Genomic DNA, 13,771 nt, shown 5'->3' with positions numbered 1-13,771 from the left:
ATCTATGACGACTGATATCAATATGGCCGATAGCACAAGCACAGCAGCAACTATCGTTACTGAGCCTCTCGACACCCTCACCTTACCTTTTGGCGGCAGTCGATTAATTGAGGCCAGTGCGGGTACAGGTAAAACCTTTACCATTGCTGGTTTATACGTGCGTTTATTGCTAGGTCACGGAATTGAGTCACCGCTTACCTGTGAGCAAATTTTGGTAGTAACTTTTACCAACGCTGCTACGGGTGAGCTAAGAGATCGTATCCGTAAAAAAATTCAGCTCGCGTATCGCCGTTTTATTGGCTTAGAAGTAAACGATGATTTGATCAATGCGCTATATGAAGCAACCGCAGAAGACAATTTACCGCTGGCAAGAAAACGCTTAGATTTGGCGCTAAAGTCACTCGATGAAGCGGCAATTTATACCATTCACGGTTTTTGTCAGCGTATTTTGGCTGATATGGCCTTTGAATCATCGCTATTGTTTGAATCAGAATTTACCTTAGATGATAGTGAATTTTTGCATCATGCGGTGCGCGATTTCTGGCGCGAAAAATGCTATCCACTTAGCGGCAGCTTAGCCGATGTTATACAGGCAAAATTTAGCGACCCAGATGCGCTATCACGTCAGCTTAGACCCATACTCGGTGCTAGCAGCGCTATTGCTAAACCTGCACCAGAGGCTTTTGACAAACTTGAAGTCAACCTTAATGAAAGTCTAAATCGCTTTAAGCTAAGTTGGCCTACTGCTCGTGAACAAACCGAAACGTTACTGCATTCACTGCCACTTAATGGTGCGCGTTTTGGTAAACAAGCTGATGGTTATCCAAAGCTTGCTGTCATGCTTGACGCCCTTGATAACTGGGCAACCTTTGGTCAAGGCTTACCGCCCGCTAAAGTGCTCGACGCGTTATCGCTTAATAATTTAAAGTTAAACAAGGGTGGCCAAATCCCAACGGCGCAAGAAGCACCTGAACTTGCGCATATGGAGCGCCTTGCCGAGTTAATTACTAGCCTCATACCAAGCTTTTTATATTGTGCCAGAGACGGGATCTCCAAGCGCTTTGCCGCGCAAAAGCTCGAGCGCAACTTGCTCACGCCAGATGATCTGTTACTCACCCTTGCAGGGGCATTAAAAACATCCCAAGAGCACGGGCTAGCAAGCAGTATTAGTCAGCGTTTTCCGGTTGCATTAATTGATGAATTCCAAGACACCGACCCACTGCAGTTTGAGATTTTTAACACTATTTATCAAGCCGGTGCTGATGTTGATACAGAAGCAGGAAAGGCAAAAGATAAACTCAGTTTATTAATGATTGGCGATCCTAAGCAGGCTATTTATGCATTTCGCGGCGCTGATATTCATACTTATATCCATGCCCGCGAGCAAACCGCTAAACACTATAATCTCGATACTAACTATCGCTCCAATAAGCAGATGGTTGATGCTGTTAATGGTATTTTTAGCCAAAAAGATGATCCCTTTATCAGCGAGTCGATCCCTTTTGAATCGGTAAAAGCCTCAAGCTTTGCAAACAGCAAAGTGTTAACCGAACAAAAAGCTGACGACAGCGCGTTACGTATAAGAGTTTTGAGTGAAGAAGCAGAGAAAGGTCTCAATAAAACCACTGCTCGCCAGCTATTAGCAAACGATGTGGCCGATGAGATCACCTCACTGCTCAGCGATGCGCAGCAAAACCAATGTTTAATTGGCAGCTCGCCTTTAAAGGCCAAAGACATTGCGGTACTGGTAAGAGACCGCCATGAAGCCAATGTCATCAAGTCAGCTTTAAATCAGCGCCAAGTCGGTGCGGTATTTTTAAGTCGTGATAGCGTGTTTAATACCTTAGAAGCACGTGAACTGGCTTTAGTGCTTTATGCAATTAGCGACCCTAAAGATGAGCGCGCCCTGCGCAGCGCCCTTGCAACCTCTCTACTTGGCTATAGCGCCGAAGCGATTCATCAGTTCAACCAAGATGAAGATAAACGCCAAGCCTTACTTGAGCAATTTGCCGAGCTAAATCAAGTTTGGGTAAGACGCGGCATTATGCCAGCGCTGCTTACCCTTGCTAGCCAAACCCAAATTATTGAACGTTTGCTTAGCGATAGTGATGGCGAGCGACGCTTAACCGACTTCAGGCATTTAGGCGAATTACTGCAGCAAAAAGCCACCGAGCTTGATGGTATGAGCGCACTCATCAACTGGTTTGAGCAAGCGCTTATTGAAAACCAGCCTAGTGAAGATGCGCAGCTACGCATTGAGAGCGAGCAAAACCTAGTACAAATTGTCACCATTCACAAAAGTAAAGGTTTGGAGTACCCAATTTGCTTCATCCCCTTTGTGAGCCTAAGCCGAGATAATCGTAAAAAGCCATCACCAATGCTGTATCACGACAACAATCAGTTGATTTGGGATATTGAACAAACAGATGAAGGTTGGGAGCGACAAAAGCGTGAAACCTTAGCCGAAGATCTGCGTTTGTTATATGTTGCGCTCACTCGCCCAGTGCTTAAGTGCTATTTGTATATCGCCAATCATAGCCGGTTTACCAAAAAATCGGGCATGACCAGTCAACTGCACGAAACCGCTATTGGTTACCTGTTAGGGATTGAAGACAAGGCCTGTGAATACGACAGACTGCTCACGCAGGCTAAACGTTTACAACAAACTTGCCCCGTTGCAATGAGCCTACATGAATTAGCCCCTGCAGGTAGCGGCAATCTTGCAGATGCTGAAATACGCCTACTTGAAACTTGCGATAGCGCACCAACACACTTTGCGCCTAAGTCTCTTAATCGCCCTCACCTGACACCTTGGCGTGTCGGCAGCTATTCCGGCTTAGTCAAACATGTTGCTCATGAAAAAGTACTGCCCGGTGCTGACGATGAAGTGTTTCCTGAAGTAGATGTCATCACCGATGAAGTCGATGACACACCCTCACGCTTTACGTTTGAGCGCGGCGCTAACGCCGGTAGTTTTATGCATCTTGTATTAGAGCTTATTGATTTTACTAATGCCGACAGCGATCTCAATGAACAGCTTCCTGTTGCTATGCTTAAATACGGCATAGATGAAAGCTGGACTGAAGTGCTTAAAGATTGGTACATGGATCTGCTGCATGCACCTTTGGCAACGGATGGGTCGTTAACTTTAGCGCAACTTAGCAATCAACAAAAATTGGTTGAAATGGAGTTTTACCTACCAATTGACGCACTCAATGCTGAAAAACTGAATCAATTGCTAAGTGAATTTGGCTACAGCGCAGGACTGGCTTTTGATGAGTTAAAAGGGATGTTAAAGGGCTTTGTGGATTTGACATTTGAGCACAATAATCAATTCTTTATCGCCGATTATAAGTCTAATCATTTAGGCGATGATCTAAATTTATATCATTTTAATAATATGCAGCAAGCGATCCGCTCTCACCGCTATGATCTGCAATACATTATCTATACCTTAGCGCTGCATAGGTATTTGTCATTACGTATGGCTAACTATGATTACGAGCAGCACATTGGTGGCAGTTTCTACCTCTTTTTACGTGGCATGTCGCAATCTAGCCCACAATCAGGAATCTACTACGACAAACCACCCAAATTACTTATTGAGAAGCTCGATGCTTTATTTAGCAATACTGCATCAGTGGAGGCAAAATGATCGCCGCAACTAAATCAATAAACGAGTTACTAAAAGAGTGGCAACAAGCTCGGTTAATGACCTCCCTAGATAGACACTTTGCCCTCGAAATGAGCAAACTACATGGAGAATCATCGCCTTTATTTACGCTGATATGCGCACTAGTAAGCCAGTACTTGTCGAGTCAACACACTTGTTTGCCACTTAGACAGATTGATTTTACGAATCCATTTAAAGAGCAATCGAGCCAATGCCAAATAGAGCTCGACCCTTTATCGCTAGAGCAAGCATTGCTGAACTTTGATGCCATAAGTACGCCAGAAGATGGCGCACTGACGCCGCTAATTCTTGATAAAGGTAATCTATACCTACAGCGCTATTATCAATATGAAACTGAAGTCGCAGACTCGCTTAAACGTTTGTCTTTTGCAGAGCAATATGCAGCCTCTCAGTTAACCGATATTGAGGCGGCAAGTGAACTATTAGGCAAGCTTTTCCCGCCTTCCGAGCAGCAATACGATTGGCAAAAAATAGCCACGGCTACTGCAATGACTAAAAAGCTCGCGGTGATCACCGGCGGTCCGGGCACAGGTAAAACCACAACGGTAACAAAACTGCTGTATTTACTCTGTTCAGGCCAAGATCTCACCATACGATTAGTTGCGCCAACCGGTAAAGCCGCGGCAAGATTAAGTGAGTCAATAAAAGCCTCCAAGCAACGCCTAGCCAGTGAACTGGCACAAGCCAATATTGCGGATTTAGACGAAAACATCGGCAAAGTGCCAGAAGATGCCGCCACCCTGCATCGCTTGTTGGGCGTTATTCCTAACTCACATCAGTTTAGACACCATAAAGATAACCCTTTACGTCTAGATTTATTAGTCATTGATGAAGCCTCTATGGTCGATTTGCCGATGATGCACAAGGTATTATCGGCGCTACCTGAGCATGCCAGCTTGATATTACTTGGCGATCAAGATCAGTTAGCTTCTGTAGAAGCAGGTGCCGTCCTTGCCGACATCTGTGCAGGTTTAAAACAGATATCAAAAACAACAGCTCAAAGCCGCTGGCAGATGCGCTATTCGCAGACTCAGGCTGAAAAACTCAGTCAATTAGCTAATAGCACCCTCGCCGAATTTACCCACCCTAACCCGAAAATTGGTGACAGCTTATGTATGCTAATGCACAGTCATCGTTTTCAAGGCGATGCAGGGATTGGCCAATTAGCTTTGGCTGTCAATCAGTCGAATTTGCCGCGTGTCGCCAAAGTTTGGCAACATGGCTATCAAGAACTGCGCTGGATAGAACACAGCCTGCTCAACCAACAAAGTCACGCTTCAAGCAATGCTGGGCTTGAAAGCCTGTTAGCTCAATCTGTTGAGCAGTATGGCATTTATCTAACTGCGGTTAATCAAGCTGTCTCCCAAGGAAGCCTTGATGCTGAAGCCGTTATCAATAGCTTTAACCAATACCGGATTTTATGTGCGATGCGCGCTGGCGAGTATGGTGTTGACGGGATAAACCAAAGCGTTACCTCAGCCCTAGCCGCTAGTGGCTTAATTAAACCCGAGCAAGAGTTTTACGCCGGTCGGCCAATTATTATTCAAAGTAACGACTATAACCTCGGCTTATTCAATGGTGATATTGGGCTTATCCTCCCGGATCCTCAAAGCCAAAGCGGACGATTAATGGCGCACTTTATCCAAGCTGACGGCAGCTTGCTAAAAGTGCTGCCAGCAAGACTTCCCAGCCATGAGACTTGTTACGCCATGACAGTACATAAAAGCCAAGGTAGTGAGTTCAGCCATGTATCGCTTGTACTGCCAATAAGACCCAGTGTGGCTCAGCAGCAATTACTCTCCAAAGAGTTAATCTATACTGCGATTACCCGAGCTAAGCATCACTTTACTTGTCTGGGTAGCCAAAAAGTTTTTGAACACGCCAGTACCTGTTTGACCCAACGGGCATCTGGCTTAGCCCAGCGACTCTGGCGTGATGCATAGTGAAAGATTTGATTTCAGACTGTAATGTAAACTAAGCGTAAAATGCTTAATCGACTCGAATATAAAAGCAGCATTTAAGCCATAAGCAACATGGATTACTTGCATTAAAAGGCGATTACGCCATAGTGATTCAGCTGACTTTTATTATGGGCAACTGCTGGAGAGAAAATGACCCAAAAGAATATATTACTATTGTGCGGTGGTGGTGGTGATGAACACAGCATCTCACTCTTATCAGCCAATTTTTTTGAAGCCCAATTAGCCACGTTATCCCATTTCAATGTGCTACGCGTTGAGCTTAATGCCCAAGGCCAATATCACACTCAAACAGGCGAACTGTGTGAGCTAACCAATAGCAGACAAATTCGCTTTGCAGACCAAAGCAAAACCGCTTGGGATGTGGATTACGTGATCCCCTGTATGCACGGCTACCCGGGTGAAACCGGTGATATTCAATCTTACTTTGAGCTTATCAATCTGCCGTACTTTGGCTGTGAATCTGAGGCCAGCAGTAACTGCTTCAATAAAGTTACCGCTAAAATGTGGTTTAGCGCCCTTGGGATCCCCAATACGCCATATATTTTCTTAAATGAATTTAACAATGATGCCATTAAGCAAACTGAACAAGCGTTAGAAAAATGGGGCTCAATCTTTATTAAAGCGGCATCACAGGGCTCATCAGTCGGCTGTTACCGCGTTGATACACTTGAGCAATTAGCGACTTCACTTGAAGAAGCCTTTAAGTACTCACCTTACGTTGTGGTAGAAAAAACCATTAACGCCCGTGAACTTGAAGTTGCGACCTATGAAGTTAACGGCGAAATTGTTGCCACTAAACCGGGTGAGATTGTTTGTGCTAGCAATACTTTCTATAGCTTTGATGAAAAGTATGCTGAAAATAGCCAAGCACAGACAGTCATTGAAGCCGATGTCGATGACTTAATTGGCCAGCAGATCCAAGAGTATGCCATTAAGGCATTTAAAGGCATGAAACTACGCCATTTATCAAGAATCGACTTCTTTTTAACTGACGAAAATGAAATTTTGCTTAATGAAATTAATACTTTCCCTGGGCAAACGCATATTTCAATGTTCCCTAAAATGCTGCAAAACCACGGTCATAACTTTGCCCAGTACTTATCGAGCAATATTTTAGAACAGCTTAAATAAACCTATTGTTCAACACTGACGCCGTAACGCAAATATAACGCTGCGATAAAGCCATCTTGGTACATCCCTATTAGGGTACTATCTAGGTGGCTTTTTAATCTAGGCTCAAGATCAATATTACACGCCATGGCTCTAATAGAGGTATAAAATATAAGCTCTGGTTTTCCTAACTCAACTTGATATAAATCCATATTCTCCCTAGCGCTCATGATCTCTGACGCCATTAAGTCTATTCGGTTATATTGCAGCTTTCTTATATTTTGCTGCCCATTTGAGGCCAGTTCAACATTATAGCCAAGCTCTATTAAGTACTCGGCAATCCCGCTTCCTAAATAAGAACCTATGGCTAATGATTTTGCATCGCTAAGACTGGTTAACGATACCCTTTGCCCCTCTGCGCTATATAAACCGTAGCGAGAGATCAACATCGGGCTAATCCATTGATAATCAGCTTCGCGCTCTTGGCTGCGCTCAATAGGAGTAACACAATAATGTTCACTCTTACGGACAGTCAGAAGTGCCCGCTTTAACGGCACAAAACTTAATTGATAATCGACTTTGGCCCGACTAAACAATTCTGCGACTAATTCTACAAGCATTCCCTTCTGCAGCCCTTGTTCCACATAGGCAAAGGGCGGAGAATCATAGGTTAAGACTTGCAGGGTTATTGTCTCAACCTTGCTATCATCTGCATTAGCAAAACCTATAAAAGCTAGCAGTGCAAAACAAACTTTTAGCCAATTATTGCCACACACGGATAGCCTCCTCATAAGACAAGGTACGGCCTCGAACAGGCAAATTCATGAGCGGCTTAGGAGCGCCAGTTTTCTGTAGCCATAACTCTTTATCAATACGCGGATTTAACTTTGGGCTACACGATCCAGTTGATGACACCTCGATTTTAGCTAAATGAGCATCCACCTCTTCAGCCATTTCATCTAAGGCTTGTTGGGCACTATTTTTTCCTTCAACAACCATCGAAAGATAGCGCCACCAATAAACTGACATACCAGGGTAATCAGGCACATTATTACCTGTTGGCGTCCATATATCTCTTCCTTTACTTCGATAAAACTCAATCAATCCTCCCAAATAAGGGGCTTTGGCTGTAACTTCCGCAGATCTCAGATCTGACAATCTAACTGGAGTATAACTTTTAAGTAATTTCTTCAAACTGACTGTTTTAGACACTACAAATTGGGCATATAGCCACGCAGCCTGTCGCCGTTCAAGCGGTGTTGAAGCCAAAAATGTCCAAGCCCCTGTATCTTGATAACCCGACTTCATGCCCTGTTGCCAGTATTTCCCCACTGGCGACGGTGCAACTCGCCATTTAGGTGTGCCGTCATGATTAACAATCACTGAACCAGGCTTAGTAAAATTTTCGATATCAGCGCTATACCAAAAGATCTGTTGGGCAATAACACCTTTGGCTGCCCATGCAAGAGACTGTGAAAAATAAAGATCTTTAGCGCTCTTAGGCGCATATTTAAGCCAATCGACATATTTCTCTACCGCATATACTGCAGCAGGACTGTTTAATGCGCCGCCTCTTGCAGTACTGACACCAACAGGTCGACAGTCTTCAACACGGATCCCCCACTCATCCACTGGCGAGCCATTGGGTAACCCAGTATCGCCAACTCCCGCCATTGATAACCACGCATCTGAAAGACGCCAGCCTAATGACGGGTGGGTTTTAGCATAATCCATATGGCCGTAGATCCGCTCACCATCAATTACTTGAACTTTTTCACTAAAAAACTCTGCGATATCTTCATAAGCTTGCCAATTCTGGGGCACCCCAAGTTCATAGCCATATAGGTTTTTAAATAATTGCTTTAATTCAGGACGTTGAAACCAATCTTGACGATACCAGTACAAATTAACAAACTGCTGATCCGGTAATTGATACAGTTTTCCATCTGGGCTAGTTGTAAATTTTAAACCAATAAAATCATCTAAATCGAGGGTTGGTAAGGTAACCTTTTTACCAGCTCCAGCAATGAAATCACTTATGGGCACAACATAGCTTTGTCTAAAGTGAGTACCAATTAAATCACTATCACTAATGTATGCGTCATATAAATTTTGTTTGGTACGATTTTGAATCGACATTTTATGCAATACATCATCTTCGCCAGTAACTTCATGGATAACTTTAATCCCAGTGATTTAGCTAAAACTTCAGATTCATAAATGTGGGTAGCAATACGCTCAGATGTCACCCTAATGGTCAGATGTTGATAGGGTTTTGCCGCATCAATAAACCATTGCAGCTCTTGCTGTTGCTGAGCTTTGGTCAAGGTCGATGGTTGGAATTCATTCGTTATCCAGTCTATTGCGTTACCCTCGCCTATGGCTGTACGGCTTGAGCCTACAAACATTAACAAACAGATTATGCTCATACGCAACTTACACTGTTTAGCCACCCACCTTCTCCCTGATAGTGATTTCCCCGCTAAATAGGCTATAGCGGCTACTGGACACGCTAGGATAACGTATACGATAAAAACAAAAAAGCCAGTGCAATTTTGCACTGGCTTCTAATTTGACTCAAAATTAAGGCTTACCAGCCTTCTACTCCTTTCATATCGGGAAGTTGATGTGCAATTCCTTTATGACAATCAATACAGGTCTTTTCACCACTAGCCAATGACGTTGAGTGCATATTTGAAGCTCGTTGAGACTGACGCGTAAAGTCCATGTAATCAAAGTTATGACAGTTTCGACATTCCAATGAATCGTTAGCCTTTAAACGCGCCCACTCATGCTCGGCAAGTTCTAAGCGTTTTGCTTCAAACTTTTCTCGAGTATTAATGGTACCAAAAAGCTTGCCCCAAACTTCTTTTGAAGCTTGCATCTTACGGGCTATTTTATCGGTCCAATTGTGTGGTACGTGACAATCAGGACACGTCGCTCTCACACCACTTCGGTTAGTAAAGTGGATGGTAGATTGAAGCTCTTGATACACGTTATTTTCCATCTCATGACAGCTAATACAAAACGCTTCGGTATTGGATACTGATAACGCCGTATTAAAGCCCCCCCAAAAAATTACCCCAGCAATAAAGCCACCGAGTGTTAGAAAACCTAAGCTATAGTGCACACTTGGCTTTCTGAGTACTGCCCAGACTTTCTTAAGGGTAGCGAGTAATTTCGCAATCATAACCGCTCCTAGTGCTTAGCTTCTTTCTTAACGTCAGCTTTTATTAGTGTATCCATATCGACAAACTCATTAGGCACTAATAATTTAGCGTCTAACTGCGGTACATGGCACTGGGTACAGAAATAGCGTCTTGGTGACAGCGTTGCCAAAAAGTTATTCTCACGGTCCATATAGTGAGTCACACTCACCATCGGCGCTTGCGAGTCACCCGTTCGAGTACGAGCATGGCAAGACATACACTTATTAACGTTAAGGTTAAGCTGATAGCCATCAATCTTGTGCGGAATAACGGGTGGCTGCATTGGGTAATTACGCACCTCTTTTACATCGGAGTTGATCACCTTTTGCATGACCGGCGGAGTCGGCTCAATATTAAGCGGCGCTTCACGCAGCGTTGCGATTTTATCGGCGGGGATCCCGTCTGCCGATACACTAAATGCGCTACTTAGCGAGATGGCCATCAAGGCAGCAGCGGATACACGTAGTAATGTTTTCATGATATTGCTCCTATGCCTTAACGATTTTAACGGCGCACTTTTTAAAGTCAGTTTGTTTTGACAAAGGATCCGTCGCATCTAGGGTCACTTTGTTAATCAACTGACTGGCGTCAAACCAAGGCACAAAAACAAGACCGACTGGTGGCTTATTACGACCTCTGGTTTCAACACGGGTTTTAATTTCACCTCGACGGGAAATAACACGTACTTCATCACCACGGCGCAGGCCACGTTTTTTAGCATCATCTGGGTGCATAAAACACACCGCATCAGGAAACGCTTTATAAAGCTCTGGTACACGCTGCGTCATTGAGCCTGAATGCCAATGCTCTAGTACGCGTCCTGTCGATAACCAAATATCAAACTCTTCATCAGGCGATTCAGCAGCATGCTCATAAGGCAGAGCAAAAATAACCGCTTTACCGTCAGGTTTTCCGTAAAATTCGAAACCTTTACCCGCCTTCACATACGGATCGCTGCCTTCTCTAAAGCGCCATTTGGTTTCTTTACCATTGACCACTGGCCAGCGCAGACCATGCACTTCATGGTAGGTATCAAATGGTGCTAAGTCATGACCATGGCCACGACCAAATGTGGCATATTCTTCAAACAAGCCTTTTTGCACATAGAAACCAAAATCTTTAGCTTCATCATTCATGTACTTGCTATCGGTGTCAGACAATGGGAACTTTTCAACATTGCCATTCTGGTAGAGCACTTCAAATAATGTCTTACCTTTAAATTCAGGATTTGCAGCCAGTACATCAGCAGGCCAAACCTCATCGGTTGTAAAACGCTTAGAGAACTCCATTAACTGCCACAGATCTGAGCGAGACTCTCCTGGTGCTTTGACCATTTGATGCCAAAACTGGGTACGGCGCTCTGCATTACCATATGCGCCCTCTTTCTCAACCCACATCGCTGACGGTAAAATCATGTCTGCAGCTTGAGTTGTTACTGTTGGATAAGCATCTGAGACAACGATAAAGTTTTCAGGGTTACGGTAGCCCGGTAAACCTTCCTCATTAATGTTTGGGCCAGCCTGCATGTTGTTATTGACTTGCACCCAGTACATGTTCAAGTCGCCATCTTTCAAACGGCGGTTTTGCTCAACAGCATGATAACCAGGTTTTGGAGGAATAATGCCACTTGGAATGCGCCAAATTTTCTCAGCAATCGCTCTGTGCTTCGGGTTATTTACCACTAAATCGGCCGGTAAGCGATGAGAGAAAGTACCCACTTCACGCGCGGTACCACATGCTGATGGTTGCCCAGTAAGTGAGAATGGACTGTTACCAGGCGTAGAGATCTTACCCGTTAGCAGATGGATATTATAAATCAGGTTATTACACCAAACGCCACGAGTGTGCTGGTTAAAGCCCATGGTCCAGAATGACGTGACTTTTCTATCAGGGTCGGCATAAAGCTCAGCTAACTCAATCAGTTTATGCTCTGGTACCCCAGAAAGTTCACTTACCGACTTAACGTCGTAATCTGCTACAAACTCTTTAAAGGCTTCAAAATCTATTGGCGTAGAATCACCTGCGGTTTTGACATTTTTAGCAGCTTTTTGCAGTGGATGTGATGGACGCAGGCCATAACCAATATCGGTTTCACCTTTACGGAAGTTAACGTGCTTGTTAACAAAATCCCAGTTTACTTTATCATTTTGAATAATGTAGTTGGCAATGAAGTTCAGCATAGCCAAATCGGTTTGTGGGGTAAACACAATCCCTAAGTCTGCAAGATCAAATGATCTATGCTCAAAGGTTGATAACACTGATACTTTGACATGTGGTGCGCTTAAGCGGCGGTCGGTAACCCGGCTCCATAAAATCGGGTGCATCTCTGCCATATTAGAGCCCCAAAGTACAAAGGCGTCGGCAGCTTCCATATCATCATAACACCCCATAGGCTCATCGATACCAAAGGTACGCATAAAGCCCCCCACAGCAGATGCCATACAATGGCGTGCATTAGGGTCAATATTGTTTGAGCCAAAGCCCGCTTTCATCAGTTTAGAAGCGGCGTAACCTTCCCAAACCGTCCACTGACCAGAGCCAAACATACCTACTGCAGTCGGGCCTTTTTCTTTAATGGTTTTTTTCCATTTATCCGCCATGGCGTCAAAAGCCGTGTCCCAAGAGATCGGCGTAAACTCACCATTTTTGTCATATTTGCCATTGGTCATACGCAGCAAGGGCGTTTGTAATCTGTCCTTGGCGTACATGATTTTTGACAGAAAATAACCTTTAATACAATTTAATCCACGGTTCACTTCACTTTCAGCATCACCGTGAGTCGCTACCACTTTGCCATCTCGCGTGGCAACAATCACCGAGCAACCCGTACCACAAAAACGGCACGGCGCTTTATTCCATTCTAGTTTTGTTTCTTCAGAACTCGTGATTAGATTACTCGCGGTTGCGGGTAGAGCTAAACCAGCTACGCTCGCTGCGGTTAATGCGGCGTTAGCTTTCATAAATTCGCGTCTGTTCATTTTCATTGTTCACCCTCTTCAAGCACTTCACTTTGGTGATAAACCATTGCAGCCGACAACACACCGGGGATGGCGTTTATCGTTTCAATATCTGTCATTAGTGATTTCTGGCTTGCGCCTTCTAGCACCACGACCAATTTCACTTCGTTGTTAACCGAGAGATCGGCATTTTCCATTTTGATAATGGCTTGCCTTACCTCGGACATCTGTTCTGGCTGCACTTGGAGTACCAAGCTTGTTACGTGAAGTTCATTGCTCATCTGTATCACTCTGTTTATTTATATTTTTGTTTTTATAGGTTTAACCTGCACCTGGCGGCCCGGTTAGAATTTGGCTAAACCAAATTGCAAAACCCAAGCCTGATACAAGCAAAACGGATAAAAGTGGCGCGAGAAACACGGTTAGGAAAATGAATATTCTAAACTCTAGTTTTTTCTCATCATTTGGTGTGGAACTCATAAATCCTCCAACAAGTGGGGCTGTCTAACATGATTCTTATTGTGAGTTGATGGTAAAGAGACCTAATTAACTGCGTATTGCAACCTAGTGTTAACTGTCTACTTCCTGCTAAAAAATGATATCAATAACTTAACAATCATCTGTATACCCACAATTCGGTAAAAGCATACCCATGTTGATCCAGATCATCGTTTAGAACCAATTAGTGTACTCAAACACCTTTCCAAACGAATTGAACGATTAAAAGTTAGTAAATACCATTAATTAAGCTATTCACAACACACTAAACAATGGGTGATACATGGTTAAACATCAATCACTAGAGGGTGTTTTTTAACA

At 43.9% G+C, this 13,771-nt stretch carries 11 protein-coding genes; 3 read left to right on the top strand and 8 right to left on the bottom strand.

The features are described from left to right. Nucleotides 1–4 precede the first annotated feature (4 nt). From recB to AB4298_RS16655, 3 genes are all read left to right on the top strand, one after another. Nucleotides 5–3,655 (top strand): exodeoxyribonuclease V subunit beta, encoded by a 3,651-nt coding sequence (recB, locus tag AB4298_RS16665; RefSeq protein WP_371987629.1) that lies wholly within the window; start codon nt 5–7, stop codon nt 3,653–3,655. Next, entirely contained in the window at nt 3,652–5,637 is a 1,986-nt protein-coding gene (gene recD, locus AB4298_RS16660; protein WP_371987557.1) for an exodeoxyribonuclease V subunit alpha, read from the top strand. Before recB ends, recD begins: the two co-directional genes overlap by 4 nt. Nucleotides 5,638–5,805: 168 nt before the next feature. Then, nucleotides 5,806–6,807 carry a D-alanine--D-alanine ligase gene (locus AB4298_RS16655; RefSeq protein WP_371987556.1) on the top strand — a complete coding sequence of 334 codons (1,002 nt, stop codon included), beginning with the start codon at nt 5,806–5,808 and terminating at the stop codon, nt 6,805–6,807. A gap of 2 nt (nt 6,808–6,809) precedes the next feature. Here AB4298_RS16655 and AB4298_RS16650 read toward each other — a convergent pair whose 3' ends face one another. From AB4298_RS16650 to AB4298_RS16615, 8 genes are all read right to left on the bottom strand, one after another. Beyond that, a complete protein-coding gene (locus AB4298_RS16650) occupies nt 6,810–7,562 on the bottom strand; it encodes a substrate-binding periplasmic protein (protein ID WP_371987555.1) in 753 nt (250 codons plus the stop codon). After that, on the bottom strand, nt 7,549–8,925 hold the full coding sequence (locus tag AB4298_RS16645) for an ABC transporter substrate-binding protein (RefSeq protein WP_371987554.1): 1,377 nt from the start codon (nt 8,923–8,925) through the stop codon (nt 7,549–7,551). Before AB4298_RS16645 ends, AB4298_RS16650 begins: the two co-directional genes overlap by 14 nt. After that, nucleotides 8,862–9,239, bottom strand: coding sequence for a hypothetical protein (locus tag AB4298_RS16640; protein ID WP_371987553.1), 378 nt, complete (start codon nt 9,237–9,239; stop codon nt 8,862–8,864). Before AB4298_RS16640 ends, AB4298_RS16645 begins: the two co-directional genes overlap by 64 nt. Nucleotides 9,240–9,376: 137 nt before the next feature. Then, the gene (locus AB4298_RS16635; RefSeq protein WP_248997374.1) at nt 9,377–9,976 is read right to left on the bottom strand and encodes a cytochrome c3 family protein; all 600 of its coding nucleotides are present in this window, start codon (nt 9,974–9,976) and stop codon (nt 9,377–9,379) included. 8 nt (nt 9,977–9,984) lie between these two features. Next, nucleotides 9,985–10,473 carry a nitrate reductase cytochrome c-type subunit gene (locus AB4298_RS16630; RefSeq protein WP_371987551.1) on the bottom strand — a complete coding sequence of 163 codons (489 nt, stop codon included), beginning with the start codon at nt 10,471–10,473 and terminating at the stop codon, nt 9,985–9,987. A gap of 10 nt (nt 10,474–10,483) precedes the next feature. Further along, entirely contained in the window at nt 10,484–12,973 is a 2,490-nt protein-coding gene (napA, locus tag AB4298_RS16625; protein ID WP_371987628.1) for a nitrate reductase catalytic subunit NapA, read from the bottom strand. 2 nt (nt 12,974–12,975) lie between these two features. Then, nucleotides 12,976–13,233, bottom strand: coding sequence for a chaperone NapD (locus tag AB4298_RS16620; RefSeq protein ID WP_248470539.1), 258 nt, complete (start codon nt 13,231–13,233; stop codon nt 12,976–12,978). A 40-nt stretch (nt 13,234–13,273) separates the two neighbouring features. Then, complete coding sequence (locus AB4298_RS16615; RefSeq protein ID WP_012155661.1) at nt 13,274–13,432, bottom strand: periplasmic nitrate reductase, NapE protein; 159 nt, start codon at nt 13,430–13,432, stop codon at nt 13,274–13,276. Nucleotides 13,433–13,771: the final 339 nt, after the last annotated feature.

Origin of the sequence: Shewanella sp. 10N.261.52.F9 (assembly GCF_041471165.1) — a bacterium.
GTDB lineage: Bacteria > Pseudomonadota > Gammaproteobacteria > Enterobacterales > Shewanellaceae > Shewanella > Shewanella marinintestina.
The sequence above is the reverse complement of the archived record's forward strand: the minus strand, read 5'-3'. Positions and strand labels throughout refer to the sequence as shown.

What these genes read in the sequence shown, in the direction of transcription:
- AB4298_RS16655 (WP_371987556.1), top strand. Translation starts at nt 5,806, where the DNA reads ATGACCCAAAAGAATATATTACTATTGTGCGGTGGTGGTGGTGATGAA.
- napA (WP_371987628.1), bottom strand. Translation starts at nt 12,973, where the DNA reads ATGAACAGACGCGAATTTATGAAAGCTAACGCCGCATTAACCGCAGCG.
- AB4298_RS16645 (WP_371987554.1), bottom strand. Translation starts at nt 8,925, where the DNA reads ATGTCGATTCAAAATCGTACCAAACAAAATTTATATGACGCATACATT.
- recB (WP_371987629.1), top strand. Translation starts at nt 5, where the DNA reads ATGACGACTGATATCAATATGGCCGATAGCACAAGCACAGCAGCAACT.
- AB4298_RS16635 (WP_248997374.1), bottom strand. Translation starts at nt 9,976, where the DNA reads ATGATTGCGAAATTACTCGCTACCCTTAAGAAAGTCTGGGCAGTACTC.
- AB4298_RS16615 (WP_012155661.1), bottom strand. Translation starts at nt 13,432, where the DNA reads ATGAGTTCCACACCAAATGATGAGAAAAAACTAGAGTTTAGAATATTC.
- recD (WP_371987557.1), top strand. Translation starts at nt 3,652, where the DNA reads ATGATCGCCGCAACTAAATCAATAAACGAGTTACTAAAAGAGTGGCAA.
- AB4298_RS16630 (WP_371987551.1), bottom strand. Translation starts at nt 10,473, where the DNA reads ATGAAAACATTACTACGTGTATCCGCTGCTGCCTTGATGGCCATCTCG.
- AB4298_RS16620 (WP_248470539.1), bottom strand. Translation starts at nt 13,233, where the DNA reads ATGAGCAATGAACTTCACGTAACAAGCTTGGTACTCCAAGTGCAGCCA.